Annotated in this window: 25 protein-coding genes, 1 tRNA gene and 1 other RNA gene; 15 read left to right on the top strand and 12 right to left on the bottom strand. The window is 68.8% G+C overall.

Going from position 1 to position 26,380, the window contains the following annotated elements; translation table 11 throughout:
- Nucleotides 1-6: 6 nt before the first annotated feature.
- Complete coding sequence (locus tag H5411_RS21770; protein ID WP_183124863.1) at nt 7-879, top strand: spermidine synthase; 873 nt, start codon at nt 7-9, stop codon at nt 877-879.
- Nucleotides 880-989: 110 nt separating this feature from the next.
- Here the strand turns inward: H5411_RS21770 and ffs are convergent.
- The 4 genes from ffs to H5411_RS21750 form a co-directional block, all read right to left on the bottom strand.
- Nucleotides 990-1,089: signal recognition particle sRNA small type (gene ffs / locus H5411_RS21765), an RNA gene on the bottom strand.
- Between the two features lie 5 nt (nt 1,090-1,094).
- Nucleotides 1,095-1,589, bottom strand: coding sequence for a GTP-binding protein (locus H5411_RS21760; RefSeq protein ID WP_183124862.1), 495 nt, complete (start codon nt 1,587-1,589; stop codon nt 1,095-1,097).
- Nucleotides 1,590-1,592: 3 nt separating this feature from the next.
- Nucleotides 1,593-2,012 carry a roadblock/LC7 domain-containing protein gene (locus tag H5411_RS21755; protein WP_009084595.1) on the bottom strand — a complete coding sequence of 140 codons (420 nt, stop codon included), beginning with the start codon at nt 2,010-2,012 and terminating at the stop codon, nt 1,593-1,595.
- Nucleotides 2,009-4,342, bottom strand: a complete 2,334-nt coding sequence (locus H5411_RS21750) for a sensor histidine kinase (RefSeq protein ID WP_183124861.1) — start codon at nt 4,340-4,342, stop codon at nt 2,009-2,011. Before H5411_RS21750 ends, H5411_RS21755 begins: the two co-directional genes overlap by 4 nt.
- A 261-nt stretch (nt 4,343-4,603) precedes the next feature.
- On the opposite strand from H5411_RS21750, the gene H5411_RS21745 reads away from it, so the two are divergent.
- The gene (locus tag H5411_RS21745) at nt 4,604-5,509 is read left to right on the top strand and encodes a serine/threonine dehydratase (RefSeq protein WP_101437041.1); all 906 of its coding nucleotides are present in this window, start codon (nt 4,604-4,606) and stop codon (nt 5,507-5,509) included.
- On the opposite strand, the gene H5411_RS21740 is transcribed toward H5411_RS21745, so the two are convergent.
- From H5411_RS21740 to H5411_RS21730, 3 genes are read right to left on the bottom strand one after another with little or no spacing between them, the layout of a single operon-like run.
- A complete protein-coding gene (locus tag H5411_RS21740; protein ID WP_101437040.1) occupies nt 5,496-7,364 on the bottom strand; it encodes a glycosyltransferase family 39 protein in 1,869 nt (622 codons plus the stop codon). The two genes, H5411_RS21745 and H5411_RS21740, sit on opposite strands and share 14 nt — an antisense overlap.
- Before the next feature lie 45 nt (nt 7,365-7,409).
- Nucleotides 7,410-8,912, bottom strand: a complete 1,503-nt coding sequence (locus H5411_RS21735) for a sensor histidine kinase (RefSeq protein ID WP_220817259.1) — start codon at nt 8,910-8,912, stop codon at nt 7,410-7,412.
- The gene (locus H5411_RS21730) at nt 8,887-9,639 is read right to left on the bottom strand and encodes a response regulator transcription factor (protein ID WP_009084604.1); all 753 of its coding nucleotides are present in this window, start codon (nt 9,637-9,639) and stop codon (nt 8,887-8,889) included. Before H5411_RS21730 ends, H5411_RS21735 begins: the two co-directional genes overlap by 26 nt.
- A 169-nt stretch (nt 9,640-9,808) precedes the next feature.
- On the opposite strand from H5411_RS21730, the gene H5411_RS21725 reads away from it, so the two are divergent.
- Both H5411_RS21725 and H5411_RS21720 read left to right on the top strand, forming a co-directional pair.
- Nucleotides 9,809-10,378, top strand: a complete 570-nt coding sequence (locus H5411_RS21725) for a hypothetical protein (RefSeq protein WP_183124860.1) — start codon at nt 9,809-9,811, stop codon at nt 10,376-10,378.
- Between the two features lie 69 nt (nt 10,379-10,447).
- Entirely contained in the window at nt 10,448-10,642 is a 195-nt protein-coding gene (locus H5411_RS21720; protein ID WP_101437037.1) for a hypothetical protein, read from the top strand.
- 1 nt (nt 10,643) lies between these two features.
- Here the strand turns inward: H5411_RS21720 and H5411_RS21715 are convergent, their stop codons facing one another.
- Nucleotides 10,644-11,090: a nitroreductase family deazaflavin-dependent oxidoreductase gene (locus H5411_RS21715; RefSeq protein ID WP_101437036.1), complete on the bottom strand. Its 447-nt coding sequence runs from the start codon at nt 11,088-11,090 to the stop codon at nt 10,644-10,646.
- Nucleotides 11,091-11,216: 126 nt separating this feature from the next.
- On the opposite strand from H5411_RS21715, the gene H5411_RS21710 reads away from it, so the two are divergent.
- Together H5411_RS21710 and H5411_RS21705 are read left to right on the top strand one after the other, a co-directional pair.
- Nucleotides 11,217-11,897 (top strand): TetR/AcrR family transcriptional regulator, encoded by a 681-nt coding sequence (locus H5411_RS21710; protein WP_101437035.1) that lies wholly within the window; start codon nt 11,217-11,219, stop codon nt 11,895-11,897.
- A 46-nt stretch (nt 11,898-11,943) separates the two neighbouring features.
- The gene (locus tag H5411_RS21705; RefSeq protein ID WP_183124859.1) at nt 11,944-13,461 is read left to right on the top strand and encodes a 3-hydroxyacyl-CoA dehydrogenase; all 1,518 of its coding nucleotides are present in this window, start codon (nt 11,944-11,946) and stop codon (nt 13,459-13,461) included.
- Nucleotides 13,462-13,802: 341 nt separating this feature from the next.
- On the opposite strand, the gene H5411_RS21700 is transcribed toward H5411_RS21705, so the two are convergent.
- A complete protein-coding gene (locus tag H5411_RS21700; protein WP_183124858.1) occupies nt 13,803-16,775 on the bottom strand; it encodes a PQQ-dependent sugar dehydrogenase in 2,973 nt (990 codons plus the stop codon).
- A 92-nt stretch (nt 16,776-16,867) separates the two neighbouring features.
- On the bottom strand, nt 16,868-17,140 hold the full coding sequence (locus H5411_RS48985) for a L,D-transpeptidase family protein (RefSeq protein WP_312878523.1): 273 nt from the start codon (nt 17,138-17,140) through the stop codon (nt 16,868-16,870).
- A gap of 37 nt (nt 17,141-17,177) precedes the next feature.
- Here H5411_RS48985 and H5411_RS48980 point away from each other — a divergent pair, with 37 nt between their 5' ends.
- Nucleotides 17,178-17,537, top strand: a complete 360-nt coding sequence (locus H5411_RS48980; RefSeq protein WP_312878521.1) for a hypothetical protein — start codon at nt 17,178-17,180, stop codon at nt 17,535-17,537.
- Between the two features lie 221 nt (nt 17,538-17,758).
- Nucleotides 17,759-18,277, top strand: coding sequence for a hypothetical protein (locus tag H5411_RS21690; RefSeq protein ID WP_101437031.1), 519 nt, complete (start codon nt 17,759-17,761; stop codon nt 18,275-18,277).
- Here H5411_RS21690 and H5411_RS21685 read toward each other — a convergent pair.
- Nucleotides 18,261-19,154 carry a serine/threonine-protein kinase gene (locus tag H5411_RS21685; protein ID WP_183124856.1) on the bottom strand — a complete coding sequence of 298 codons (894 nt, stop codon included), beginning with the start codon at nt 19,152-19,154 and terminating at the stop codon, nt 18,261-18,263. The genes H5411_RS21690 and H5411_RS21685 overlap by 17 nt on opposite strands.
- A 17-nt stretch (nt 19,155-19,171) precedes the next feature.
- Nucleotides 19,172-20,914: an HsdM family class I SAM-dependent methyltransferase gene (locus H5411_RS21680; RefSeq protein WP_183124855.1), complete on the bottom strand. Its 1,743-nt coding sequence runs from the start codon at nt 20,912-20,914 to the stop codon at nt 19,172-19,174.
- A gap of 77 nt (nt 20,915-20,991) precedes the next feature.
- Between H5411_RS21680 and H5411_RS21675 the strand changes: the two genes are divergently transcribed.
- The 7 genes from H5411_RS21675 (at nt 20,992) to H5411_RS21645 (ending at nt 26,305) form a co-directional block, all read left to right on the top strand.
- Nucleotides 20,992-21,741 carry a PP2C family protein-serine/threonine phosphatase gene (locus H5411_RS21675; protein ID WP_183124854.1) on the top strand — a complete coding sequence of 250 codons (750 nt, stop codon included), beginning with the start codon at nt 20,992-20,994 and terminating at the stop codon, nt 21,739-21,741.
- A gap of 63 nt (nt 21,742-21,804) precedes the next feature.
- A tRNA-Ser gene (locus tag H5411_RS21670) sits at nt 21,805-21,889 on the top strand.
- Nucleotides 21,890-22,362: 473 nt separating this feature from the next.
- Entirely contained in the window at nt 22,363-22,818 is a 456-nt protein-coding gene (locus tag H5411_RS21665) for a hypothetical protein (RefSeq protein ID WP_183124853.1), read from the top strand.
- Entirely contained in the window at nt 22,818-23,453 is a 636-nt protein-coding gene (locus H5411_RS21660) for a DUF3558 domain-containing protein (protein WP_183124852.1), read from the top strand. Before H5411_RS21665 ends, H5411_RS21660 begins: the two co-directional genes overlap by 1 nt.
- Nucleotides 23,453-24,862: a hypothetical protein gene (locus H5411_RS21655; protein WP_183124851.1), complete on the top strand. Its 1,410-nt coding sequence runs from the start codon at nt 23,453-23,455 to the stop codon at nt 24,860-24,862. Before H5411_RS21660 ends, H5411_RS21655 begins: the two co-directional genes overlap by 1 nt.
- A gap of 9 nt (nt 24,863-24,871) precedes the next feature.
- The gene (locus H5411_RS21650) at nt 24,872-25,624 is read left to right on the top strand and encodes an ESX secretion-associated protein EspG (protein WP_183124850.1); all 753 of its coding nucleotides are present in this window, start codon (nt 24,872-24,874) and stop codon (nt 25,622-25,624) included.
- A gap of 303 nt (nt 25,625-25,927) precedes the next feature.
- Nucleotides 25,928-26,305 (top strand): YybH family protein, encoded by a 378-nt coding sequence (locus H5411_RS21645; RefSeq protein ID WP_183124849.1) that lies wholly within the window; start codon nt 25,928-25,930, stop codon nt 26,303-26,305.
- Nucleotides 26,306-26,380: the final 75 nt, after the last annotated feature.

The raw sequence follows: 26,380 nt of genomic DNA, 5'->3' as shown, positions 1-26,380 counted from the left end.
AGCACGGTGAGCCCCTCCCGTTCCGGTCGCGGCCGTGCGCCGAGCGGCCCGCGACCGGGTGCTTACCCAGTGCGGTTCGGGACCGCCGAACTGCTGCGCGACGCCGACCGGCCCAACGCGTGGATGCTTTCGGTGGACGGGGTGGCGCAGTCCTACGTCGATCTGGACGACCCGACGAACCTGGAGTTCGACTACGTGCGCCGGCTCGGCGACCTGGTCGATTTCCTGCCGCCCGGACCGCTCGACGCGCTGCACGTCGGCGGCGCGGGCTGTTCCCTGCCGCGCTACGTCGCCGCGACGCGACCGGGTTCACGGCAGCTGGTGTTCGACGCCGACGAGCCGCTGATCGACCTGGTCCGCGAACAGCTGGACCTGCGCAGCGTCCCGAAGCTGCGGGTACGGATCGAGGACGGACGCGCGGGGGTGCGCAGCCGCCACGACGCATCGGCGGATTTGCTCGTGCTCGACGCCTTCGAGCGCGCGACGCTGGCCGGTGGCCTGGCGACCGTCGAATTCGTGACGGACGTCGCCCGCGTGCTGCGGCCGGGAGCCACGATGCTGGCGAACATCTCCGACGGGCCCGGCCTGCCGTTCGCCCGCCGGTTCCTCGCGACGCTGGCGGAGGTGTTTCCGCACGTCGTGCTGCTGGCCGAGCCCAGCGTGCTGCGCGGACGCCGGTTCGGCAATCTCGTGCTGGCCGCCTCGCGGCTCGAACTGCCGACGGAGGAGCTGACCCGGCGCGCGGCGTCCTCGCCGTATCCGGCACGGGTGGTGCACGGCGCTGAGCTGCGTCAGCTTCGGGGAAAGGCCGCACCGGTCTTCGACGCGGAGGAGCTGCCCTCGCCGACGCCGCCGGACGACGTGCTCGGCCTCTTCTGAGGTCAGGGCACACTGTGCCATTCGTCGCCAATCCGACGACAGCCACGGCGGAAAGGTCACTGCGAGCAGATTGGCTGCGGTCCGTGCCGCCTGCTTTTCGCCGCATTAGCGAAAAGCGGGTTCCCCCCGTACCCGCCAGAGCCCGCTTATCCTTGCTGCCTTCCGGCCCTGGGGAAGTTCACAGGGTGGACGCCACGGGGGGTCCCCGCAGACGACTATAGCGGACTCGGTTGCCGCGCCCGCGCCCCCTCGGCCACCCCCGCCGAGACCAGGTCGAGCACCTCCCGCACGGACGCCGGGTCGCGGGCGTCGAACGGGTGCACCGGGACGCCGTCGCGCACGGTCAACGCCCAGCGCACGTCGTGCAGCGGCCGGGTGAGCAGGCCGTCGAAGCAGTTCACCCCGACCACGAACGGCAGCCGGAGCCCTTCGACCGCGTCGAGCACCGGGTAGGCGTCCGCGATCCGCCGCGGGTCGACCACCACTAGCGCGGCGTCCGCGCCCCGCACGAGGTCGGGCCAGCGGAACCAGAACCGCGGCTGTCCCGGCGCGCCGAACAGGTAGCGGCGCCGCTCGCCCTCGCCCAGCCTGCCGAAGTCGAGGGCCGCGGTGGTGTCGCCGGTGTCGGTGCGCACCGGCGCGATCTCCGAAACGGCGTGCACCGCCGTCGTTTTCCCGGCTCCGGCCGGGCCAAGCACGAGAATCTTCACGGGTCAGGCGAACGCGGTGTTCTTCAACTCCTCGACCAGCGCGGGGGTAAGGACTTCGGACGCACGGTTGGCGAACATCGCCATCTCGTAGGCGATCGTGCCGAGACTGGCTTGTTTGTTCGCCAGCACGCCGAGCGAACAGCCGATGCTGATGGTACAGACCACCAGATAGCCGCGTTCCAGTTCGACCACGACCTTGTCCGGATCGCCGAGCGGATGGCTTTCGGACACGCTCTGGGCCAGCGCGAGCATCGCCGAGCAGGTCGCCGCGAGCCGGTCGGCGTCCGCGCGGTCGAGGTCCTGCGACGCGGCGATCAACAGGCCGTCCGCGGACACCGCGAGCGCGGCGATCGCGCCCGCGGTGTGCAGTGCGAAGCGATTGACCAGCCAGTTGAAGTTCTGCGCGGCGGCGGGAACGGTCATGATCCTCCTTGATCGGCCTGCTGAGCGGTGACTTGCTGTGCTTTGGCGACGCCGTCGGAAAACGAGTCGAAGGTGGCCCGCTCGGCGGCCGGATCGCGCAATTCGCGGCGCGGCAACGGAGTCCGGACGATCTGCGGAATTTTGAGGCCGGGAGCCAGCTGGGCTCCGGGGACGCGGCGGAACACCCCGTCGCGGGATTCCGGTTGCACCACGGTGAACTGGTGCGTCGGCGACGGATCAGCGGCATCCCGCGTGTCCGCGGTGTCCGTTGTGGATTCTTCGGGCTCGCCGGGAAGTTCCAGCGTTCCGGCGAGGGAGGCGAACTCCGGTTCCGCCTCCGGCCATTTCGGAGCCTCGGTCTCGTCCGGCTTCGCTTCGTCAGCTTCGAGTTCCGGCGGATCGGTGAACCACCGGAACCCGGGCGGAGCCGGCGTGGACAGCGCGGCGATCGCGGGCGCGGGCAGCAGCACCGGACGCGGATCCGGCACCTGGCCCGGTTCGAAAAGCCCAGGCCCGCGACGGAAATCGACGTCCCGGGTGAACAACGCCTGCGGCACGGATACCTTGGCCGTCACGCCGTCGTCCGGAGTGGACTCCAGCTCGACGCGCAGCGAATGCCGCCGCGCGAGCCGTCCGACCACGGCCAGGCCGAGCTGCTGCCCGGACGTCGCGTCGACCGGTTCGGCGAGCCGGCGGTTCTCCTGCGCCAACCGGTCCTCGGGCAGCCCGATGCCGTGGTCGGCGATGCGCACCAGCAGATCGCCGGACGGCTCGAACTCCGTCGCAATCTCCACCGCCGACTCCGGCGGCGAGAACGCGGCGGCGTTTTCCAGCAGTTCGGCGAACAGCAGCACGAGGTCGATCCCCAGCGACGGCGCGAGCAGCGCCTCCGCCGGTTCGCCGATCCGGATCCGGGATTCGTCGTCGATTTCCGCGGCGGCCGAGCGCAACGCGGTGGCCAGTTCGATCGGGCCGCCGACCCGCGTTTCGTCCCGGTTTCCGGTCACCACGAGCAGATCGTCGGCGGTGCGGCGAAGCCGGAGGGCGGCGTGCCCCACGCGATGCAGTCCGGCGAGCAGCACCGGATCGTCGGTGCCGCGAGTCAATTCCTCGACCATGGTGCGCTGCCCGGCGACCAGGTTCTGCGTGCGCTTGGCCGCTCCGACCAGCAGCTGGAGCCCGGCGCGGCGCGCGTTCGCCTGCTCGGTCACCGCGTCGGCCGCGGTGCCGCGAAGCCGATTGAACGCATCGGCCAGCTCAGCCAGTTCGCCGCCGGTTCCAGCGTCGAGAGCGGGCAGCGACGGGTGCGGCGGACCCGATTCCGGCTCGCCGACCTGAACCAATTCGGCGGCGGCGAGGTCGGCCGTCGAACGGGCTTGGATGCTCAACCGGCGCAGCGGCCGGGCAATGGATCGCGCGGCCAGTACGGACAATGCGGCAACGAGTCCGAAAAGGACAATCGCGGCACCGCCGACAAGGAAGGCCGTCCGAGTCGCACTGGACGCTTTCGCGGAGGCGGCATCGGCGATCGCACCGGCGATCCGGGTTTCGACAGCGTCGCGCTGATCGGCGAGTTGAGTACCGGCAGTGACCACATCGGACACAAACTGCCGGTCCTGCCGCGGCGCGGCGGCCAGCCGGTCGAGCTGCTGGGCCGTCACTCCGGCCTCGACCGCGGCGACCTGTGCCGCGTCCTGGTTCCCGGCCAGCCGCGCGAACTGTTCTCCGTAGACAGCAGCGCGCTGGCCCGCGCGGTCGGCTCCGGCGGACGCGATCAGCGCGGTCGCCCGGGCCGCTCGTTGTTCGTCCGCGCGCAGCAGGGCGTCGAGCTGCCGGGCACCAGCACTGTCCGAAGTGGTCAGCCCTAGAGCGTCGATCAGGCCGATAGACATAGAATCGTAGCCAGAAGCGACGTCAGCTACGGAAATCTGACGATTGAGCGTGTTCTGCCGCAGTTTCGACAGTGCGCCGCCTTGGCTGACCAGGCTGTCCGCGACGCCGTGCGCAGCGCTGTCCACCGCCTGCTGCTGCCGGACGAGCGCCGAATTGGTGGCGGACGGGTCAGCGACAAAAGCGGCGGTGAGCAGGCTTTCCCGCTGCAACTGCCCGACGAGGCCGCCCACCCACTGTGCCCGCGCCACCGCGTCCGAAGCGGTCGCGGCCGCCGACGCGGCGCTGACCTGGGTGACCACGAGGGGGACCGCCGCCGCTGCGACCAGAATCAGCGGAGCCACGACCAGCACGGTCACTCGCGCCCGCACAGTACGGATCCCGAGGCGGTCGAGCAGCCGCGCAGCGGATTCCCGCGACCGGACCGAGCCGTCGCGCATCCACGTCACCTTCCGTTCCCGAGGAGTCCCGACGAGACCGAGGCGTGAAGTGCACCGAACGGGGACACTAGCAGGACGCTACTACTCTCAGTAGCACTCGTCGCGGTACGCACATGGTCGGACACCCCACGTCTGCGCAGAGCTTAGCGAGGCTTGCAAGATCTAGACAATGCCCTCTTCTTCCGGGTCGCGGCCTGGCACGCTGGGGTTTTTCCGGCGAGCGGCACGCACGGAGGGCGGGGTGAGAGGAGAATGACCGATATGCGCATCGCCCCTGTCGCCGCCGACGTCGCCGCTGCCCACCTCCGCCTCCGACCACACGTCCGGTGGACACCGCTGTTACGCACCGAAATCGACGGTCGTCCGCTCGTGCTCAAGCTGGAGCAGCTCCAGCGGTCCGGTTCCTTCAAACTGCGCGGAGCGGTAAACGCCCTGATCAACGGGCCTAAGCCGAAACGGGTGGTCACGGCTTCCGGCGGCAATCACGGCCTCGGCGTCGCCACCGCTGCCCAATCGCTCGGCGTTCCCGCGGTCGTCTACGTGCCGGAGTCGGTGCCCGAAGCCAAGGCCGCCGGCATCGAAGCGGCTGGCGCCAAGCTCATCCGGCACGGCGCGACGTACGGCGAAGCCGCGACAGCCGCGCTGGCCGTCGCCGAGGAACCCGGCACCCGCTACTTGCACGCGTACGACGACGCCGACGTAATCGCCGGGCAAGGAACCGCGACGGCGGAAATCGTGGCCGACGCACCGGACGTCGACGCCATCGCCGTCGCAGTGGGCGGTGGCGGGCTGGCGTCCGGCGCGACGCTGGCCGCGGAAGGCCGTCAGGTGTTCGCCGTGGAGCCGGAGCACTGCCAGGCGCTGCACGCCGCCCTCGCCGCGGGCGGGCCGGTGGACGTCGCCATCGACTCAGTGGCCGCCTCCGCGCTCGGCGCGACCCGCGTCGGCGAGCTGGCGTTCGGGATTCTCAACTCGCCACGCGTCACGTCCGTGTTGGTGTCCGACGCCGAAATCCTCGCCGCGCGCGATCTGCTGTGGCGCGACTACCGGCTCGTCGTCGAACCAGCCGCCGCGGCTCCGCTGGCCGCCTGGCTGGCCGGGCGCATCCCGGCCGAGCTGCCGTGTTTTGTCTTGTGCGGAGCCAATACCTCGGTCACTTTTGCGTGAGGTCGTACACCGTCGCGCCGCCGACCGTGGTGGAGCGGAAGTGCTGCTCCACCCAGGCGGTGATCTTCCCCGAGGTGCCGCGGCTGCCGCCCGGACCGCCGGGACCGCCTGGGCCGCCGAAGCCACCTGGACCGCCGAAGCCGCCGCGGCCGTTGCGCGCGCCGACGACGAAGTAGTGGATCTCGCCGCTCGCCACGTACTGCTGGAATTGCGCGAGCGTCGGCGCGGGATCGCTGCCGCTGAAGCCGCCGACCGCGAGCACCGGTTTGCCGCTGTTCAACGCCAGTCCGGCGGCCTGCATCGCGCCGGTTTCCGCGGCGGCCCACTTCGTCGTCGTGGTCTCCAGCAACCGGTTCAGCTCCACATTGGACTGTTGTGGTCCACCGAAACTGCCGCGCCCCTTGTGCTGGCTTTGCGGTCCGGACGCCGGGCTCCCGCCGGTATGCGCCGTCGACGCGGTCGCCACGGCGAAGGACGCCATCCCCAGCAGCGCAGCCACCAGCGCCAGCACCGCGACGACTCGACGCGCCGTCCCGAGCAGCAACCCGACCGCTCCCAGGACGCCGAGCACGAGCACGGTGTATCGCACCCACGGCTGCCAGTTCGGGGTGCGATGCAGCAGAACGAAACTCCATGCGACGGTCGCCGCCAGCATCACCGCGAGCACCGCGCGCGGCGCGAAGTAGGTGCGGCCGCGCCACAGTTCGGTCGACGAAATCGCTACCGTGGCAGCGATTCCCGGGGCGAGCGCGACCGTGTAGTAGGGGTGGATGATCCCGCTCATATAGCTGAACACGAGGACGCTGATCACCGTCCAGGCACCCCACAGCAGCAGTGCCGCCCGAGTGCGATCAGTGCGCGGCGCGCGCCGGGTGAACCACAGCCCGGCTACCAGCCCGATCAACGCCGCGGGCAACAGCCAGGACGCCTCGCCGCCGAACTGCTCGGTGAACAGTCGCGTCAAGCCGGTCTGTCCGCCGAAACCGCGCATTGCCTCGCCGCCAGGAAACTCCGGCAGTTTCGGCCGCGCGTCCCCGCCGTGAGATTGCCCGAAAATCCGCCCCAGTCCGTTGTAGCCGAAGGCCAATTCCAGCACGCTGTTGTTCGTCGACCCGCTGATGTACGGCCGATCGGCGACCGGCCACAACGCCACCGCGAGCACCCACCAACCCGCGGAAACCACCACCGCTCCGGCAGCCGCGAGCAATTGCCACACCCGCCGTCCGAGCGAAGTCGGAGCGGCGACCGCGTACGCGAGCACGAAGGCGGGCAACACGAGGAATGCCTGCAGCATTTTGTCGAGGAACCCGAAGCCGATCGCGACGCCCGCCAGCAGCAGCCACTTCGTGCTCGCCGTTTCCAGCGCCCGCACCAGGAAATATCCGCCCGCGACGAGCAGCAGAACCAGGAACGCGTCCGGGTTGTTGAACCGGAACATCAACGCGGCCACCGGAGTGAGCGCGAGCAACGCCCCGGCGAACAGCCCGGCCACCGGGCCGGAAAGCCGCCGCACCGCCAGGTACAGCAGACCCACCGAGCCCACGCCCGCCAACGCGTCCGGGACCAGCATGCTCCAGCTGGAGAAGCCGAAGATCCGCCCGGACAATCCCATCACCCACAGCGAAAGCGGCGGTTTGTCGACGGTGACCACGTTGCCCGGGTCAAGCGAACCGAAGAACCACGCTTTCCAGTCCCACGTGCCCGCTTGCACGGCCATCGCGTAGAAATCGTTGCCCCACCCGGAAATCGCGACATTGGTGAGGTACAGAGCGGCAGTGCCGAGCAGCAGAACCGCGACGGCGGGACGCACCCAGCGTGACGTGCCCACCGGTGCGGGCGCGACGAGAGTCGACATGCCCGCCATTCTCGCGGCCCGGGCTGTGCGCGGGCTGTGAATCACTCACGAAGGAGTGTTGCCGCCATCACGCAATTGCGGGAACGAAGCCACGAATTCGGTGCGCCCGGGCCCGCTGGCGACCATCACGCGGCCGGAATGCGCCGCCACGACCGCGGCGACAATCGCCAGACCCAGACCCGTGCTGCCCGCGGCACGCGACCGGGAATTGTCCCCGCGGGCGAACCGCTCGAATACCTCGGGCAGGATTTCCGGCGGAATTCCCGGCCCATCGTCCACAACGGACAAAGTGACCCAGCCGTCTCGTGTGGACAGTGCCGTGGTCACCGTGGTGCCCGCCGGCGTGTGCGTGCGAGCGTTGCCGAGGAGGTTCAGCACCACCTGGTGCAGCTGCCCGGCGTCGCCCAGCACCGCGATCGGTTCGCCGGGAAGTTCCATCAGCCACTTGTGTTCCGGACCGGCGACATGGGAATCGGCGACCGCGTCCGCGACCAGCCGGGACAAATCGACCGGCTCGTGCACGACCGGACGCCCGGAGTCGAGCCGGGCGAGCAGCAGCAGATCCTCCACGAGCGTCGTCATCCGCGCCGATTCGGATTCCACCCGGCTCATCGCGAACGCGATGTCCGGCGGCACCTGTTCGCCGCTGCGCCGGGTCAGCTCCGCGTACCCGCGGATCGCGGCGAGCGGCGTGCGCAATTCGTGGCTCGCGTCCGCGACGAACTGCCGCACCCGGCTTTCGCTCGCGTGCCGGGCGGCGAGCGCCTCGGCGATGTGGCCGAGCATCCGGTTGATCGCCGAACCGACCTTGCCGACCTCGGTTCGCGGATCAGTGTCCACCTCGGGCACTCGCTCGGACAGCGCGACCTCGCCGCGGTCCAAGGGCAGTTCGGACACCCGGGAAGCGGTGGCGGCGAGCCGGTCGAGCGGAGCCATGGTGCGCCGGATCGTGACCGCGCCGGCGAACCCGGCGACGAGAATGCCGCAGATCGCGACACCTCCGAAGATGAATCCCAGCCGCCACAACGTTTCCGAGACCCGGTTCATCGGCAGCCCGATCACGGTGAACTCGCCGCGCGGCGAATACGTCGCGACCACGCGGTAACTCCCGAGATTCCCGGGAAGCTCGACCGTGCGGCGCTGGCCGTTCGGCGCGAGCACGAGCAGGACCCGGTCCTGGTCCGGCGTCAGCTGGACAAGGCCGAGCGGGCCGATCACCTGCCCGTTGACCGTTCCGTCGTGGACGACCAGGCTGAGCGTCCCCTCCGGCTGGCCGAGCACGCGCAGCGGATCCGGCGGCAGCTTGGCGGAGCCGGTGATGGGCGGACGCGGCACGCCGTGCCGGAACCCGCGGTCGCTCGCCGCCGCGAGCTGTCCGTCGAGCTGCCCGACGAGAAAGCTGTCCAGCGCCAGTTCGGTCACCACGCCGACGACCACGCAGACCAAGGCGAGCAGCGCCGCCAGCTGCATGATCAGCCGGCGGCGCAGGGACCACGGACGACGGGCGGGCCGGGCGGCCGGGTCAGCCGGCGGCGGGTTTGAGGACATACCCGGCGCCGCGCATGGTGTGGATCATCGGTTCCCGATCGGCGTCGATTTTCTTGCGGAGGTAGGAAATGTACAGCTCGACGATATTGGCCTGGCCGCCGAAATCGTAGCTCCACACGCGGTCCAGGATCTGCGCCTTCGACAGTACCCGGCGCGGATTGCGCATCAGGTAGCGCAGCAATTCGAACTCGGTCGCGGTGAGCGGCACCAGGTCGCCGCCGCGGTGCACCTCGCGGCTGTCCTCGTCCAGCGTCAGATCGCCGACCACCAGCTGCGATCCGGTCGCTCCGGAAACGCCGCCCGCCCGGCGCAGCAGCGCGCGCAGCCGCAGCGCCACTTCTTCCAGGCTGAACGGCTTGGTCACGTAATCGTCGCCGCCCGCGGTGAGCCCGGCGATCCGGTCCTCCACCGCGTCTTTCGCGGTCAGGAAGAGAACCGGCAGATACGGCGTTTCGGCGCGCATCCGGCGCAGCACCTCGAGCCCGTCGAAATCGGGCAGCATCACGTCGAGCACGACGGCGTCCGGCCGGAAATCTCGGCCGATGCGCACCGCCTCTGCTCCGGTGCCCGCGCTGCGCACCTCCCAGCCCTCCATTCGCAGGGCCATGGACACGAGTTCGGCCAGCGTCGACTCGTCGTCGACGACCAGCACGCGGACCGGGCTGCCGTCCGCGCGGCGCAGTTCGGCCTTGCCCCGGCCGGCAGACGCGGCGTTCACACTGCTCATGGTGCCATCTTCGGGCCCTGTCTTCAGGTCGGGCTGTGTCCTGGCTGTGTGTTTCCTGTGCGTGCGTCCCCGCGGGAGTGCACAGGTGTCCCCCACGTCCGGCACAGCTTCCGCACAGCGGCCGCCCCGACGCTCGGGAAGGACAAGCCCGAACGTTCCGGAGGAGACCATGACGACCGATCCAGCACAGGGCGCGACCTGGGGAGAGCAGCCTGCTCCCGCATCCGGCGGCAGCGGCCCGGGCAAGACGTGGTCGGGCCGGAAAACCGCGATCGCGGCGGGCGTCGCGGTGGTGATCGCGGTGGGCGGCGGGCTGGCGATCTGGGCGGGGACCAGCGGCAGCAACGCGACCGCGCAGCAGGGTCCGGGCGGATTCGGCGGTCCTGGCGGACCCGGTGGGCAGGGCGGTTTCGCCGGCCGCGGCGGGTTCGGCGGGATGGCCGCGCTGCGGGACGCGCTGCACGGCGACTTCGTGGTGACGGACCCGGCCGGCGGATACGTGACCGAACGCCTGCAAACCGGGACGATCACCGAACTCAGCGCCACCTCGGTGACCCTGACCAGCAAGGACGGCTACAAGCAGACCTACACGCTGGATTCGTCCACGCAGAAGACCGGTTCGCCGAAGTCCGGCGACAACGTCACCGTGATCGCGAAGGTGCAGGGCACTACGGCCACCGCGACCTCGCTCGGCGAAGCACAGCAGTTCGGCAGCGGACAACCGCGCCGACGCGGGTAGCCCGTGAAGGACTCCTTGAGGGAATCTGGTTCCCTCAAGGAGTCCTTCACAGCGAGCGAGGAGGCTGTCGTGAAGCGGTGGATCACGCTGGCGTGCGGGGTGGTGCTGGTGCTCGTCGGCGCGGTGTGGGTGCTGCAGGGCGTCGGCGTGCTGACCGGCAGTTTCATGACCGGTCAGAAGCTCTGGTTCCTGATCGGGCTGGTCGCGTTCCTGGTCGGCGTGGTCCTCGTCTCGGCCACCGCGTTCCGCAAACGCGCACGCTGACTCACCGGGTGAAGACCTCGAACACCGGGTAGCCCGGCGCGATCTCCAGCAGCTTCTCCTCCGGTGCCTTCGCGTCCACGCCCTCGAAGAAAGTGCCGACCTCGAACGCCCAGCGCTTGAGGTACGAGCGCAGCACGGCGGGCTTCTCTTCATTGGAGAGCTCGCGATAGGTGAACGTCTCGGTGCGCCGTCCGACGGTCAGCTGGCCCTCGCCCGCGGCGCGCAGGTTCCGCACCCACTGCGTTTCGCCGCGCGCGGCCACCAGGTACTGCTTGCCCTCGAATGGCAGCAGGTTCACCGGCACCTCGCGCAGTTCGCCGGACTTGCGGCCGCGGACACCCAGCACCCGGCTGCCCCACACGCTGAGGCCGTGCTTGGTGAGCCAGCGGATGAGGCCGTTGAACACCGCGGTCGACTTGCCCGGTTCGAGGTAGCGGCTGCTGGTCATGGGGTCCTCCTCGGTCTGCGAGAGCGGTGCTCTCTGTTGTGAACAGTGAACACCCACGATCCGCTCCGAGTCAAGAGCACTGCTCTCTATTTTGCGCGGCGCTCTCATTCGAGGCACACTGATCGCATGACTGCCGCACCCCGGACCGCCCGCGAACGAGTCCGCGCCGAGCTGACCCGCGAGATCAAGGACGAGGCGCGCCGCCAGCTGGCCGAGGTCGGCGCGCACGGACTTTCCCTGCGCGCGGTCGCCCGCGAGCTGGGGATGGTCTCGTCGGCGCTGTACCGGTACTTCCCGAGTCGCGATCACCTGCTCACCGCGCTGATCGTCGACGCGTACAACGCCGTCGGCGAGGCCGCCGAACAGGCCGATCCGCACACCGACGACCCGCGCGCCCGCTGGCGAGCCATCTGGCGCGCGACCCGCGACTGGGCCCGCGCGAACCCGCACGAGTACGCACTCATTTACGGCTCGCCCATCCCCGGGTACCAGGCTCCGCAGGACACCGTCGGCCCCGCCGGCCGAGTGGCCTTCGCGCTGGTCGCAGTGCTGCGCGACGCACACCCGCACGAGCCGGCGGTCACCGCGCCGATGTCGGAAGAGCTGCGCGCGCAGGCCAGCCAGCTCACCAAGATTCTGGACATCGACGCGCCAGCCGAGGTGGTCATGCGCGCCATCGCCGCCTGGACCCAGCTGTTCGGCGCGCTCAACTTCGAGCTGTTCGGCCAGTACGTCGGCAGCGTTGATCCGGCGGACGCGTACTTCGAGCACCTCATCGGGCAGATGGCGGACTTCGTCGGGCTGTAGTCCGGGGTAAGTTCGCCGTGGCGCCAACGCGAAAGGCAGGTTCGACGTGACGGAATGGGCCGAGCGGGTCGGCAGGATCCGGGTGATCGGCACCGGGGTGATGGGACGCGGCATCGTCCAGCTCGCCGCGACCGGCGGAGTCACCGTGGAACTCGCGGACGCGCAACCGGAAGCGGTCGCCGCGGCGATCGACCACGTCGGCGCGATGGTCGACCGGCTGGTCGCCAAGGACAAGCTGAGCGAGGAAGCCGGCCGCGCGGCGAAGGAACGCCTGGTCCCGGTCGACGGTCCGCACGCCCCCGCCGACGGGGTGGACCTGGTGATCGAAGCCGTCCGCGAAGACCTCGAAACGAAGCAGACGCTCTTCGCCGGCCTGGAGAAAGTCTGCGGCCCCGACACGATCTTCGCGACCAACACCAGCTCGCTGTCCGTCACGGAGATCGCCGCCGGTCTCACTGATCCGACGCGGTTGATCGGCCTGCATTTCTTCAATCCAGTCCCGCTCATGCGCCTGGTCGAGGTCGTCCCCGGCGCACGCACCGCCGAGTGGCTGCCCAGCGAAGCCCTGAAACTCGTCCGCAGCTGGGGTCACGAACCTGTGCTGGCGAAGGACGCCCCAGGCTTCCTCGTCAACCACGCAGGCCGCGGCCTGAACACCGAAGCCCTGCAGATTCTTTCCGAATCCCGCGCCGAGCCAGCCGAAATCGACCGCATCGCGCGCGACGTCCTCGGCCTCAAACTCGGCCCGTTCGAACTGCTGGACCTCACCGGCCTGGACGTCTCGCACGCGGTACTGGAAAGCATCTGGAACGGCTTCCACGCCGAACCCCGCCTGCGCCCGTCGTGGCTGACCCGCCCGCGCGTCGCCGCCGGGCTCTTCGGCCGCAAAACCGGCGAAGGCTTCTACCGCTACGTCGACGGGAAGCAAGAAGTTCCCCCGGAGCCCACGGCCCCGCCCGCCCCCACCATGCCGGTTTACGCCGCCGACGAACGCCTGGGCCGCCTCCTGTCCGCAGCAGGCGTCGACGTCGTCCCAGACGCCTACCCCGACACAGTGCTGCTGGTCACCCTGCGCGGTGAGTCCACTGTGGAGGCTGCGCGACAACTGGAACTGCCCGCCTCGCGGGTCTGCGGCGTTGATGCCTTGGGCTACGAATCGCGCTTCACCCTGTCCGTCCACCCCGGACTGGACCCGCACTACGGCCGCGCCGCCTGGGGTGCCCTGGCCGCCACGGGAACCCCGGTAACGGTCGTCCGCGACGGTGCCGCCCCGATCGCACAACGCCTCCTGGCCTCGATCATCAATACGGCCTGCTACATCGCCGACCAAGGCCTCGCCGTCCCCACCGACATCGACACCGCGGTACGCCTGGGCCTGGGCTACCCGCGCGGCCCCCTGGAATGGGGCGACCTGATCGGACCGGAAAAGGTGCTGCGCATTCTGAACGGCCTGCTCCGAGCCACCGGCGATCCCCGCTACCGCCCGAGCAACTGGCTGACCGAACGGGTGGCGTTGAACCTGCCCCTGGCCTCCACCGGCACCCGCCCAGGTGATCTGGCCTGAGTCTTTGCCGGTATTCGCCCGCAATACGCCCCAACACCACACCAAGTCCGCGAAGACGCCCCTCGCAACTCCCACAGCCCGCGAGGGGCTACTTCACGAACTCTGATTCTCTCTCCTCCCCCCAAAAAAACCGCCACCGACCCACCCAACAATCGAGGCACCCACACCACCCCCGCACCCCGATACGAAGCCCCCCTGCGGTTCGGGGGTGCTTGTCAAGGCATCTTTCCCGCCTTGACAAGCACCCCCGAACCGTCAGCACACTCGGCTTCGGGGTGCCCCACGCCACCACCCACCTGCAATGTCGCCGCCAGGCGACGAGCAGACCGAGCAACCGAACCTCACCACCGATAATCCGCCGTACCCCCATTCCGATAAACAACATACCCACCCTGGAAATCACTACGAGCACCCCCACTAATCGGATACTCATCCGAGGTAGGCAACCCCAAGTACCCCTTCTCCCACCCCAACGCAGCCCACCGCTTCCGGATCTCCCCCTGCACCATATGCGCCCCGGTACCAGCACTCCAGTAAATCGACCCACCACCATTAAAGTGGTTATACCGAGCAATCCCATTAGGAGTCGCAGTCTCGTCAGTAGTGGGATACCCAAACCCCCGCTCCCACCCCAACGAGGCCCACTTCTGCCGAATAGCCCCACCGATCTGATGCGCCCCAGTAGAAGGCGTCCAATACACCGACCCACCACCAGTGAAGTGGTTATACCGCCCCACCCCGTCCGGAGTCACAGACTCATCCGTAGTCGGATAACCAAGCCCTCGCTCCCACCCCAACGAAGCCCACTTATCCCGAATAGCCCCACCTATCTGATGCGCCCCACCCGTAGGCGTCCAATACACCGACCCACCGGTAAAGTGATTGAACCGTCCCACCCCGTCCGGCGTTCCAGACTCATCGGTAGTCGGGTACCCGACCCCACGCTCCCACCCGAGCGCAGCCCACTTGACCCGGATCTGCCCCTGCACCGAATGCGCCCCGGTAGAGGGCGTCCAGTAAATGGAAGCAGCCTGACTACCCGGCGTACCAAGCAAATGGTTGTACCGCCCCACCCCATCCGGAGTCTGAGTCTCGTCAGTCACCGGCGGCCCGTAAACCTGATGCCCGCCGATAGCGAGATACCGAGCCAGGATCTGCCCGCCGATCTCATGCACCCCAGTAGCCGCGGACCAATACAACCGCCCATTCGAATAAACCCGGTACCGCACCGGCCCGTCGACAACCTCCGGCCCCGTCGGCGCGCCCAGCAGACTCTGCAGTCCGGGCTCAGCCGCATACCGCTGATCAATCGCCGTCACGTAATTAGCGGTCAGCGTCATATCACCAGTACCAACGGTGATCGACCACGAAGTGCTAGCCGGACCGCCCTGCCAACCAGTGAACTTCGACGCCCCATCCGTGCCAACCAACGGCGCGGTCACGTCAAACGTCGCACCCTCGGTGACCATCGCACTGCTGACACCGCCCTCGCTCGGAATGCTCAACGCGGCCGGCTGCGTCCCCACCAACGTCAACCGATGCTGGCGCGGGTAGGCGACATACGTCTTACTAGCCTGCACCCCCGCGCTATCGGTAACCGTCGCGGTGAACTCCATCCGAGAGTCAGTGTGATCAGTAAACGGCACCGTCAACGTCGGCCCCGTCGCACCCTCACCGGGGTGCACGTGGCAAGCACCGAGATCCGGACAGTGCCGGATCAACGACGTCCATGTAATCGGAAGTGCGCCATCCTCGACATCAGTCGCCGTAGCGGACAACGAAACCGGATCACTGACCGCGAAATCCTTGTCCGGCGCGGACAAAGTAAGCACCGGCGAGTGATTGCCCGGCGCGACAGCAACCTGCGCAGTCCCGACGCCGCCAAGCGGATCCGAGACCGTCAATGTCGCAGTGAATGAAGCACCATCCCCGTACTGATGGCTGGCCTGAACACCCGTGCCGGTGCTGCCGTCGCCGAAGTCCCAGGAATACGTGAGCGGATCACTGTCGGCATCAGTAGAACCGCTGGCATCAAAGGAAACCGTGCGAGTATCCGGGTCCGTAGTCGAGGTCGCCTTAGCCACCGGCGGAGCGTTGTTCGTCGAGTAGCTCAACCGCCGCAGCAACCCGGAGTTGAGGTCGCTGAAGACAATGTCCCCGTTAGGCGCGGCGGAAATCCGCGTAACCCCGCCAACATTCAGGAACGGCGCGGGACTCGCAGGCGCCTGCGTGAGCTTGCCCTGCGCGTCGTACCGCAGCGTCCAGATCTTCTGCCCCGCGTAGTCGCCGAAGAAGTACGCACCCTGGTAAGCAGCCGGATAAGTGGTGCCCCCATACACAATCCCGCCAGTGACACAGTTCCCCTGCGAAGGGCCTGTCCCGTGCTGGTAGTCCCACAATGGCGGAGTGTTCACCACCGAAGCGCAACGCGAGTCAGTCGAATACCCCGGGGTCGGGTGGTTCCCCTCGTAGCAAGGCCAAGCGGCATTCGCGCCCGGCTGCACGACGTCCAGCTCTTCCCACGTGTACCAGCCGACGTCGCCGACCACCGGCAGCCCGCTCTTCGGGTCAAGGCTGAACCGGAACGGGTTGCGGAACCCGCTCGCGAACACCTTGCTGCGAGCGGAATCCGGGGCGGCCGCGTTGTAGTACGGATTGCTCGGCACGCCCTTGCCGTCCGCGGTGAGGTGCAGGATCTTGCCGAACGGCGAGTCGAGGTCCTGCGCGACGAAGGCGACCGGATTGGTCTTGCCCGCGTCGCCGTTGTCGCCGACGGAGTACCAGAGCGTGCCGTCCGGCGCGGGGTAAACCGTGTCGAGACCGTGGATGTAATACGGACTGCCGGGCAGGTCGAAAATCACCTGCTCCCCGGTCAGTCCGGACGGATGGCCCGCGCTGTCAAGCTGCACGGTGAACTTGGCGGCGCGCAGCGTGTACTGGCCATTGCCCAGCGACACCGAGCGGTTCAGGTATACCTGATGCGAGGTGGCGTAGTCCGGCGCGAGCGCGATGCCCGTGAGGCCCATGTCGCCCTGCGTTTCGACCGGGAAGGTCGCGATCCGCACCGGTGCGCCCCCGCCCGCGGCCGGGACCCAGTTGACGACGCCGGACTTGCCGAGCGCCAGCACGCTGTCGTCGGGCAGCCAGGCGAAGTCGGTGAAGTCGTACTGCCCGAGTCCGGTCGGCAGGTCCCGCAAGACGAACCCCGGCGGCAGCGCCGGGGTGTCGGCTGCTGCCGCCGGGGCGACCGCGACTGGGACCGCGAAAACCGCGACTGCGGCCACGAGCAGGGAACGGAGCTTGCGCCAGGCCATCCAGGCCCCCTTTCTCAGCGTTCGGTAATCGCTCAAAAGGGGGACAAAGTTGCCGCTATCGGGTGGAATTTATCCGAACGTGACGCGCCAGGTCAGGACACGACCTGGACCACGTCGCCGACGTGCAGGGTGTTGAAGAACCGCAGCGACGACGTCGCCGACAGGTGGACGCAGCCGTGCGAGTACACCTTCAGGCTGCCGGTGTGGAACGCGTCGCCCGGGTAGAAGAAGACCGAGTTCGGCATCGGCGCGTTGTCGAACTCCTTGCTCAGGTGCATCTTTTCCTTGGACAGCACGTGGAACGTGCCGGTCGGGGTCGCGTGCCCCGTGCGCCCGGGCAGCATCGAGACCGGACCGTAGATCACCTTTCCGTCCTGCAGCAGCCAGGCGCGGTGCGCGGAAATGTCGACACAGGCGCTGGTGCCCGAAGCGGCGGCGGCCGCCGCGCACGGGACGTCGGCGGTGCTCGGCTCCGGCTCGGCCTTCGGCTTCGGAGCAGGCTTGGGCGTCGGTTTCGGAGTCGGCTTCGCGCTGGTGCTCTCCGGACTGCTGCTGGTCGCCGGGGCAGAGCTGCTGGTCGGCGCACTGGAAGACGAACTGGGCGCGGTCGCCGCCGCGGCCACCGCGCCGCTACCGGAAGCCGACCCGGCGCCGCCGCCCGAGCACGCCACGAGCCCGAAAGCCGCGGCCAGCGCAGCCATCCCCACCAGAACCCTCTTCACGATCCGATACCCCCGCGTTAGGTCGGGTCACATTCCGTAGGACCCGTATCACCCGAATAGACGACGACCACCCGCACGTGGTTGCTCGGCAATGGTCACGATCCGGCGTCTCCACCCTCGGGTGGACTCGCGAATCCACCCGGCACCAGCCCGTACGCCGACGAAAACCGCATCGATTCCGGCGAGGCTGGAAGCACGCCGGGCAGCCTCCCGGCACCCGCCGCCGGCCGGGCGAAGCCGACCACCCCGCTAAGGAGCACCGTGAACCTCGGCCCGCTCACCATCGTTCTCTACGTCGCCATCGCGGCGCTCGTCCTGTACCGGGTCGTCTACCGGCAATGGCGCGGCACCCTCCTCAGCCGCAAGCGTTTGCTGACGCTCCCGTTCATCCTGATCGCGATCGGCGTGTTCTCCGCCGCGACCGCGCTGCAAAGCGCGACCGCGACGGAATACGCGCTACTGGCTGGCGACATCGTGGTCCTCGCGCTGCTGGGCGTCCTGCGCAGCTCCACTTCGGTCCTAAGCGCTCGCGAAGGCACGACGTTCGTGAAGGGCACTCCGCTCACCTTGGTGCTGTGGTTCGCCACCATCGGCGTACGCGTCGGCTTCTCCTTTATCGGAGCCGCGCTCGGCGTCAGCAACACCGTGACCTCTTCGACGATCATGCTCACGATCGGCGTCAGCATCGGCGTACAGAACGCCTTCACCTACTACCGCATTCAGAAACGCGGCTTGCCGCTCTCGGAGCAAACGCCGACGAGTATCAACGCTGGCCGCTAAGCCCCACCATGCGCGCGTACATCCGCGAAGGACTCAGCACAGTCGCCGGGTGCAGGAATCCCGGCAACGGCGGCAAGTCCCGCGCGAAGGGCACGAGATGCGCGTACAGCACTTCCGCCCCAGACGGTCGCATTGAAGGATCCTTCGCGAGCGTCGCCGCGAGAAGCGCGTTCAACTCTCGCGGTACGCCGGGAACGACTGGCGCTGGTTCCTTCACCTGTTTGTCGAACACCGCGTACGCCGTCGGCCCGGTGAAGACCGGACGGCCAGTCAGCATCTCGTGTAGTACGCACCCGAGCGCGTACAGGTCGCTTCGCGGCTCCGCGTGCCCACGCTGGATCTGCTCCGGAGCCATGTACGACGGCGTACCCAGAAGCTGTCCCGCGCGCGTGAAGCGAGCAGTGTCGGCTTCGCGCAACACGGCGAGCCCGAAGTCCATCACCTTCACGCTGCCGTCCGGACAGAGCATGAGGTTGGCGGGTTTGAGGTCGCGGTGACAGACCGCGTGAGCGTGCGCAGCCGACAGCACTGCGGCCGCTTGCGCCGCGATCGCGGCCGCCCACGGCACCGGCAGCGGACCGTGTTCGGCGAGCAGATCGTCCAGCGTCACGCCTTCGACGAACTGCATGACCTGGAACAACCGGTCGTCATGCGTGCCGAAGTCGTACAGCGTGGGCGCGCCGGGATGGTCGAGCGTGGCGAGGATCCGCGCTTCGCGGGCGAAGCGTTCCTCCAGCTCTTCGTCACCGCCGGGGACCCGCAGCAGCTTGATCGCGACGTGCCGGCCGAGCCGCCGGTCGAGCCCGCGGTGCACCGCGCCCATGCCGCCGCGTCCCAGCGGCAGGTCGTCGACCTCGTAGCGGTCCGCGATGAGCATGGGCCCCCTCACAGCGCTCACCCGCCACCGGGCTTCAGCCGTCCTTCGGCGAGTGCGGCAAAGCCTAGCCGCACCAGGTCGCGGCCGATTTCCGCGGTTTGCCGCAGGGCTCGGTCGAAGTCGGCGAGCGCGCGGAACGCGACGCCGTACGCACGCTGCGTTTCGAGCGGATGCCGCGGCACCTTGAGCCGGCGCGCGTCGATCCGGGTCGACGCGCTGTGCACCGGGAAGTCCGCGGCGCGCAGGCATCCGGCGAGGAACTGCGCGTCGAGCAACTCGGGATCCACGCGATAGCGGGAAAGCGCGGGCCCGAGCCGCACCGGGTCTCCACTGTGGACGATCACCGCGCCGGTGACCGACGCGACCACGTCGCCTTCGTGGGCGAAAACCGCCGCCGGATCCGGCGCGGCGTGCCCGGTCGGCGGACCGCCGAGCAGGACATCGTCGGTGGTCAGCACGGGTTCGTCGCCGTCGGCGGTACGCGGCGGCGCGTGCGTGATCCGCAGCGCGCCCGCCTTCACCAGCTCGCCGACGGTCGTGTGCGCGGCTTCGCCGGAAGCCGGTTCCAGCTGAGGCAGCTCGATCCCGATCTGCCCGAAAACCCGTTGCGCAGCAAGGAAGTCCGCACCCGAATCGTTCCCGCCAGGACGGCCCGACGGCGTCAGGTCGACATCGTCGTCGAGCACGTCGATGATGCGTTCGCCGACGTCCGGATCAGCCAGGAAGTCCTGCCACACCTGCTCGAGGTCGTCCGGGGTGGTGTCGGCGATCAACACGGTCGCCGGCGCTCGCCGCCCCGGCGCCGGCCGCGTGAGCAGCCAGAGATCGGTGCCTGGCGCGAGCGTACACACCGCGCGCAACGCGCCCGCGCGCAGCAAATTGGCCCGGATGCGTTTCCCGCTCCGCCGCCCGGCCGCGGCTCCCGGCATCAACACCGCCACCGCGCCACCAGGTTTCACATGCGCCAGGCAGTGCTGCACCCAAGCCAGCTCCGACTCGCCACGTGGCGGCAAGCCGTACTCCCACCGCGCGTCGCCGACGAGTTCCTCGTGTCCCCAGCCGCGTTCGTTGAACGGCGGGTCGCACAGCACGACGTCAGCCAGCCGACCGGCGAAAGCGTCCGCGCGCAACGCATCCGAGGCGTGCACCTCGGTGTCCGCGCCGTGCAGCCGCAACCGGATGCCCGCGATCCGCGCGGTGTCCGGATCGACGTCCTGCCCACGCGCCCGGGTCGCCGCGGCGGCCAGCAGCAGGGAGCCGAACCCGCACGCCGGGTCGAGCACCGTCGCCCCCTTCGCGCCGGTCAGCCGCACCATCAAGTCGGCGTACACGGTCGGCGTGGTGGAGAGCCGACGGGCGTGTGCCTCGAAGAAACGGTCACAGAGCTGCTCGAAGGTCTCCGCCGCACCTTCGTTCACGGCGAGCCGAGAGATCAGCGCCCGCAACCCTGGATCGTCCGGTCCCTCGGCGTCGTCCGCGAGATATTCGCCGACCGACGCCAGCCGCGCCCCGAGATCGAGGTCGTCTCCCAGTGCACGCAGCCGTTGCCACGCTTCGTCAATCGGCGTCAGCTCGAACGGACGGCCGCGTCCGCGCAGCCACGCCTGCACCTCCGGCAGCGAAAACAACGGGCTGGACGCCGTGCCGCCAACCGGTTTGGGAAAATCGTCATGGCGGCGTCGCCAGTTGCTCACCGCCGCCCGGCGCACGCCCGCCAGGCGCGCGATGTCGGCCGCACTCACCGCCGCGTCGTCTGCCATGCCGAGCACGATAGCTGACGACAGCGGTTTCCATCGTTTAGCTTGTTAACTCAGTCAACCAATGGTTTTATGGGGACATGGCCACCGAGCAGACCCGGTTCGCCCTGCGCTACTCAGCGGGCTCCGACCAAGGGCGACGACGCACCAACAACGAGGACTCCGTGTACGCCAGCGGGCGGTTGCTCGTGGTGGCCGACGGGATCGGCGGCCAGCCGCACGGCGAAGTGGCCAGCTCGACCGCGGTCAGCGTGCTGGCGTCGCTGGACGCGGAGCTGCGCACCCTGGACCTCACCGCGCAGAACCTGTCGAACCTGCTCTCCGACGGCGTCCGCCGGATCGCCGAAGAGCTCGCCGAGGTGGCCGAGCAAACCCCCGCCACCCACGGCATGGGCACCACCCTCACCGCCCTGCTGTTCGACGGCACCCACTTCGCCGCGGCCCACGTCGGCGACTCCCGCGGCTACCTCCTGCGCAACGGCGAACTGCAGCGCATCACGCGCGACCACACCCTGGCCCAAGCCCTGGTCGAAGACGGCACCATCAGCGCCGCCGACGCCGACGGCCACCCGCGCGGCTCGATGCTGATGAAGGCCCTCCTGAGCACCGGCTCGGCCGAACCGGACGTCTGGGAATTCACCCCGCAAGCCGGCGACCGCTACCTGCTCTGCTCCGACGGCCTCACCGCGGGCGCCAGCGAACCGGCCATCCAGGAGGTCCTCTCCCAAGGCACCCCTGACGAAATCGTCCCGAGGCTCATCGCACTGGCCAACGAGGGCGGCGGCCCGGACAACATCACCATCGTGGTCGCCGACGTCGTCCCCGCCTGACCCGGTTCCCGCAGGTCGGACCACCTGCGGGAGGCGGGAAGGCCATCCGGTATTCTTCCCCACGGAGGATTGGCCGAGCGGCCTAAGGCGCACGCTTGGAAAGCGTGTTGGGTTCACGCCCTCGCAGGTTCGAATCCTGTATCCTCCGCCGCAGTAACCAGCGGAAACGCCGGTCGCCCCGTGCTTGGGGTGACCGGCGTTTCCCGTCTTAGTCTCATTTTTAGTCTCAGTTGGCCCCGGTTAGGCCACCTTCGGTGCCTCGTCTTCTTCGTCGTGCAGCTTGACCGTTGCTGGTACCGCGCCGCCATAGCCGTGCTGGACCGTCCCATGATGGCCATTACAGTCCGGTCCGGGACCGAGTACGGCGCGCCGTAACCAGCCGACGTGCGTGACGATGCGGCGCGCATACGGCAGACGATGGGACAACTGGCCGATGTGATGGCCGCGCAGGAGCACGCCTACGACGAGATGATGGCCACCGGCGGCCCGGAGCGACGAGGGCCTTTCCGGTGAAGTGACCACCTGAGCGTGACCGGTCCGCTACGGTGCCTATAGGTAAGTCTCCACTAGGCGAGACAGCTGTCAAACGGGCGGGCGTAGGTCATCGGAGGGGTAAGAGCAGTGCCTCAACCTGCACAGCAGCCGGGGTGGCTCGACGGGCTGTACTTCAACATCGGCGATGCGTTCGACGCGGGGGACGCGGCCGGTGCCGCGATGGGCGGCGCGTCGAGCGGTCAAGGTTTCACGATGAGCCGCGACGACGCGATGGCCATGCTCAAAGTGGCGAAAACCGTCCGCGCCGACTTCCGCGACATGCGTGATGATGCATACCGGTTGACTCAGACCACATCTCCGGCGGACGAGCCAACCAGCAACGGCTACAACAAGCGACTGGTCAACGAGGGTGAGCCGAAGGGCGTTTTCGTCGCGGGCAAGGACCAGGTCGACCAGGAGTTCGCCTACGCCGACGAGCTGGTGAAGCGGCTGGAGAAGGCGCTCGGGATCACCGAGTCGTCGGACGAGCAGGCCGCGACCGATGTCAAGTACGCGGGCAAGCAGAGCGGAGGCTTCGCGTGATGACACCTCGCACGCTAGCGACAGTCCTAGGCGCGGTTGCCGTCGTATGTGTTGCGGCCGGATGCTCCGGCGGCTCGGCGGCTCCTCCGGTTGCCAGCCCGCCGCCACCGTCGTCGCCCGCCGCGGCGGTGCTGCCGCACAGCGGGGCGCCGAAGGTCGAGCATCCGCTGCCCGCGTCGGTGCTTTCCGGGCAGCCCTGCCAGGATGCGCTCACTTCCGACCAGCTCAACCAGATCTTCGGCACGGTGCCGCAAGGCAAGCCGGGCAGCCTCCCCGGACTCGGCCTCGACTGTAAATGGAACAACATCGACTCGGGGGCTGGATTAACGGTCGGCTACACGACACAGACCCACCAAGGACTGAGCGCGCTCTACCAGAACACGAAACCGCAAGCGAAGGTATGGCGGGTGTTGCCGCCCATTCAGGGTTTTCCCGCAGTCGCGGCTTCGACATTCAGTTCGGGCACTCAGGACGGTTTCTGCGCGGTCAGCGTGGGCGTCGCGGATGATCTGTCGTTCGACGCTTCGCTGACGCCTAGTGACGCCAAGAGGGCGAGTGGAGCTGATCCGTGTGAGTTGTCGGCGCGGGTGGCGGACATGGTGGTCACGAACCTGAAGCGCAAGGCGGGTGCGTGATGGGGTTTTTCGAGGTGCTTGGCGACGCGGCGAAGGCCGTGGGCGGGGCGCTCGAAGACGCGGCGGACTGGGTCGGGGATCGGGCCAGCGACGTGGGGAACTGGTTCGGCGATCTCTACCACGGGAATCTCGGGGATCAGGCCGTTCCGGCACCGGAGCTGGTCGCGAAGATTCTGGCCAGCCAGGGTGCGCAGAGCTGGCATCAAAGTGCTGGGCAGGCGGACAAGCTCGCCAGTCGGCACGATGAGACGAGTTCTCGGGTGCAGCAGCTGAGCGCCGGTCTGGAATCCGCGTGGACCGGCGGCGGGGCCGATGCCGCTCAGTCGCGGATCAAGCCGTTCGCGGACGCGACTGCCGCTGCCGCTGCGACGTACACCGGCAATGGGCAGAACCTGACCGATCTCGCGCACGGGTTCGACGCCATGAAGCAGAGCCTGCAGCCTATGCCGGGTGCGCCGCCGCACAAGAACCTCTGGGACGAGATGACGTGGTGGAACACCGACACCGAGGACCAGATCAACCAATACAACAAGACGGCCCAAGACAATCTCGACAAGTACCGCGACTACACCCAACACGCCCAGACCAGCGGGCAAGGGCTCAAGACCGACTACGGAGCACTGACCGCCTTCGACGGCGATGTCTCCCTTTCCAAGCCTGACCCGAAGACATCGGGCGGACCGGACAACGGGCACGGACCCGACGGCCACTCCCGGTCAGGATTGGGTCCCGCTAGCACGAGCGGCCCGTCGAACACCTTCTCTCCGCACTACCCCGGTACCACCGGATCCGTACCTGGTTCGGGCGGCCACCTGCCGACCTACCAGCCAACGAGCCACCAGACCGGGACCGGGACCGGGCCGGGCGACGGCACAACGGCCGCGGGATGGGTGCCGCCGGACTACGGCCGCAGCACCGGACCGGGCTCGGGCTGGATTCCCTCGCCCTCGCTCCAGGGCGGCGGGGCTGGCAGCGGGGACTCGTGGTCACCGGGGCTGGTCGGTGGATTCGGGTCGAACGGCGGGTTTGGCCCGACCAGCGGGTTCGGCAGCGGCGGCGCAGCAGAGTCTGGTGGCGGCGCAGGCGCAGGCTCCAGCGGTCGCGACGGGAGCACTGCGGGTCGGCTGGGTGCCGGGTCAAATACCGGTGGTGCTGCCGAGGGCGCGGTGGGTCGCGGCTCGTCCGCGACCGGTACCGGAGTGCGGGGGGCTGCGGGGTCGCGCGGCGGCCCGGGCATGGGCGGCATGGGTGCCGGGGGCGGCAAGGGCAAGGGCGAAGAGGACAAGGACCACCAGCGCAAGTACGGGCTGGAGGACGACTCCGCGTTCGACCTCACCGACGACGAGGACGGCCGGTTGCGCGACCCGCGCACTGGGCTCCCACCCACGCCTCCGACCATCGGCGGCTGAGACACCACGATGACGATCCTCGACAAGCCGGTGCGCCTCCCGCGACCGGCGTTCTTCGTCGCGTGGAACTACGTTGGCGGGGGCACGCTCCCTGCGGTGGTCGATCCGGACAACACCTACGCGACCGCGGAGTTCACCCGGGAGCTAGAGCGGCGCACGATGTCGCGGTTCGAGGGGTTGCGGCTGGCGACCCCGGACGGACGGCTGACCAGCGAATTCCGTGCGACGCTGGAACTGCTCGCGGCACCCGAGAAGGAGCTGTACTCCTGGACCGCCTTCGTGCGCCAGCCGGACGACAACGGCGCGGTGCTCGTCGCCTCCACAGGCCGCGACGCCGTCCGGCTGATCACCGACTACAGGTCGATCCAGCTCGACCCGATCCCGCCGCGGGAACTGGCGGCGAGCCTGGTCACCGCCCTGCCCGACTACGCGCCCGCCACGATCTCCCGCCTGCGGGTGCCCTTGACATACCTCGAAGGCAGCAACGCCGACCCGCTCTCGGAATCGTCCGGGGACGCCGACCTGATGCGCCACCTGACCCGCGCCGAACGCGCCGCAGTGCACAAGCTCTACGCCGCCGTCCGGCGCAACGGCAACCGCGCCCGCAGCACACCCCTCACGGTGTACGACCTCACCCGAACCGGCCGCATCCTGGCATTCACCAGCACCGACAACGACGGCGGCCAGGAGGCCACCATGTGGCCAGGCAACCACACCAACCTCATCGACGCACTCAACCTCACCCTCAACGGACTCACCTGACAACACCCAGCGGGAGCAGCACTCGGCTTTGGGCTCAGTCTCGTTTTCAGTCTCATTCGTCCCGGGTCACCCCGGTTCCCTGACCGGCGGGCAATGCGCTGACCTGGGCCTTCGCCTGCCACGACCCCCGGTGAACACCTTTGTGCAGCGCGGAAAGCGTGTTGGGTTCACGCCCTCGCAGGTTCGAATCCTGTATCCTCCGCCGCAACACACGAAGGTCCCGGCTTCCCAGAAGCCGGGACCTTCGTCGTTGTGCGGTAAATCCCTTGCCAGGCAACGATCTTCCGCTGGCAGAATTCGTTCATGGACCACCGCTCAGCTCGAGAGTTCGCCGACCACTGGGCGAAGGCTTGGAACGCCCGCGATCTCGACGCCCTGATGACCCACTTCGCCGACGACGTGACCTTCCGGTCGCCGGTGGCCGTTCAGGTGCTCGGCGGGGACGGCGTGATCCGCGGCAAGGCGGCGTTGCGCGCGTACTGGGCGGAGGGGTTGCGCCGGATTCCCGATCTCCGCTTCGAGGTGCTCGGCGTCTACGTCGGACTGGACGCGCTCGTCATCAACTACCGCAACCAGAAGGGCGGGCTGGTCAACGAGGTCCTGGTCTTCGACGGCCCGCTCGTCGTCGAGGGTTACGGCACCTACCTCGGCGACGACCCGAATCCGGCCGGGGCTCGCTGAACCGGGGGGCGGGCCGTCGCTGTCCGCGACCGCGGCAGGGGCTGGGATCGGCCGGACGGTGCTACCCGCTAGGCT

The organism is Amycolatopsis echigonensis (assembly GCF_014174495.1).
GTDB classification, from domain to species: Bacteria; Actinomycetota; Actinomycetes; order Mycobacteriales; family Pseudonocardiaceae; genus Amycolatopsis; species Amycolatopsis echigonensis.
This window is presented reverse-complemented; position numbering and strand designations above follow the sequence as displayed.

Excerpts from the sequence above, each read along its gene's own strand:
- H5411_RS21660 (WP_183124852.1), top strand. The coding sequence starts at position 22,818 with ATGACACCTCGCACGCTAGCGACAGTCCTAGGCGCGGTTGCCGTCGTA.
- H5411_RS21755 (WP_009084595.1), bottom strand. The coding sequence starts at position 2,012 with ATGACCGTTCCCGCCGCCGCGCAGAACTTCAACTGGCTGGTCAATCGC.
- H5411_RS21735 (WP_220817259.1), bottom strand. The coding sequence starts at position 8,912 with ATGTCCTCAAACCCGCCGCCGGCTGACCCGGCCGCCCGGCCCGCCCGT.
- H5411_RS21645 (WP_183124849.1), top strand. The coding sequence starts at position 25,928 with ATGGACCACCGCTCAGCTCGAGAGTTCGCCGACCACTGGGCGAAGGCT.
- H5411_RS21745 (WP_101437041.1), top strand. The coding sequence starts at position 4,604 with ATGCGCATCGCCCCTGTCGCCGCCGACGTCGCCGCTGCCCACCTCCGC.
- H5411_RS21715 (WP_101437036.1), bottom strand. The coding sequence starts at position 11,090 with ATGACCAGCAGCCGCTACCTCGAACCGGGCAAGTCGACCGCGGTGTTC.
- H5411_RS21655 (WP_183124851.1), top strand. The coding sequence starts at position 23,453 with ATGGGGTTTTTCGAGGTGCTTGGCGACGCGGCGAAGGCCGTGGGCGGG.
- H5411_RS21750 (WP_183124861.1), bottom strand. The coding sequence starts at position 4,342 with ATGCGCGACGGCTCGGTCCGGTCGCGGGAATCCGCTGCGCGGCTGCTC.
- H5411_RS21725 (WP_183124860.1), top strand. The coding sequence starts at position 9,809 with ATGACGACCGATCCAGCACAGGGCGCGACCTGGGGAGAGCAGCCTGCT.
- H5411_RS21710 (WP_101437035.1), top strand. The coding sequence starts at position 11,217 with ATGACTGCCGCACCCCGGACCGCCCGCGAACGAGTCCGCGCCGAGCTG.
- H5411_RS48980 (WP_312878521.1), top strand. The coding sequence starts at position 17,178 with ATGTCGACACAGGCGCTGGTGCCCGAAGCGGCGGCGGCCGCCGCGCAC.
- H5411_RS21675 (WP_183124854.1), top strand. The coding sequence starts at position 20,992 with ATGGCCACCGAGCAGACCCGGTTCGCCCTGCGCTACTCAGCGGGCTCC.
- H5411_RS21685 (WP_183124856.1), bottom strand. The coding sequence starts at position 19,154 with ATGCTCATCGCGGACCGCTACGAGGTCGACGACCTGCCGCTGGGACGC.
- H5411_RS21700 (WP_183124858.1), bottom strand. The coding sequence starts at position 16,775 with ATGGCCTGGCGCAAGCTCCGTTCCCTGCTCGTGGCCGCAGTCGCGGTT.
- H5411_RS21740 (WP_101437040.1), bottom strand. The coding sequence starts at position 7,364 with ATGTCGACTCTCGTCGCGCCCGCACCGGTGGGCACGTCACGCTGGGTG.
- H5411_RS21730 (WP_009084604.1), bottom strand. The coding sequence starts at position 9,639 with ATGAGCAGTGTGAACGCCGCGTCTGCCGGCCGGGGCAAGGCCGAACTG.
- H5411_RS21680 (WP_183124855.1), bottom strand. The coding sequence starts at position 20,914 with ATGGCAGACGACGCGGCGGTGAGTGCGGCCGACATCGCGCGCCTGGCG.
- H5411_RS21650 (WP_183124850.1), top strand. The coding sequence starts at position 24,872 with ATGACGATCCTCGACAAGCCGGTGCGCCTCCCGCGACCGGCGTTCTTC.